The sequence below is a fragment of the Dietzia sp. SYD-A1 genome (assembly GCF_015356725.1).
In the GTDB taxonomy this organism is placed as follows: domain Bacteria; phylum Actinomycetota; class Actinomycetes; order Mycobacteriales; family Mycobacteriaceae; genus Dietzia.
This window is the reverse complement of sequence record NZ_JADDKI010000705.1, coordinates 1-459: the sequence shown is the minus strand read 5'-3', so window position 1 is coordinate 459 and position 459 is coordinate 1. Positions and strand designations below refer to the sequence as shown.

The 459-nt window shown below is 62.1% G+C and carries 1 protein-coding gene; it reads left to right on the top strand.

The features are described 5' to 3' along the window. Positions 1 to 459, top strand: a 459-nt coding sequence (locus tag IY392_RS18800; protein WP_194862046.1) for an oxidoreductase C-terminal domain-containing protein, incomplete at both ends; no start/stop codon positions are given.

Here is a 459-nt window from a genome sequence, read left to right as displayed (position 1 = left end):
ACTGGCGAGTCGATCCCGGCTGATCTGGTCATCGTGGGCATCGGTGTTGAACCGAGAACAGAACTCGCCGACGCTGCGGGTCTCGTGGTCGACAACGGCATCGTGATCGACGACCATGCCCGGACCGAGGACCCCGACATCGTGGCCGCCGGAGATTGCACAAGCCATGACATCGCCCGTTACGGCTGCCGTATACGCATGGAGTCCGTGTCGAGTGCGGGGGAGCAGGCCAAGGTCGCCGCCTCGACCGTCTGCGGAAAATCTAGGAAGATCGAGGCGCTTCCCTGGTTCTGGTCAGATCAATACGATCTCAAGCTGCAGATCGCCGGTCTCAACACCGGTTACGACGAAGTCGTCCTCAGCGGTGACCCCACCCGGGACCGCGACTTCAGCTGCTTCTACCTCCGTGGTGGCGAGCTCCTTGCTGCAGACTGCATCAACCGCCCCCGCGATTTCATG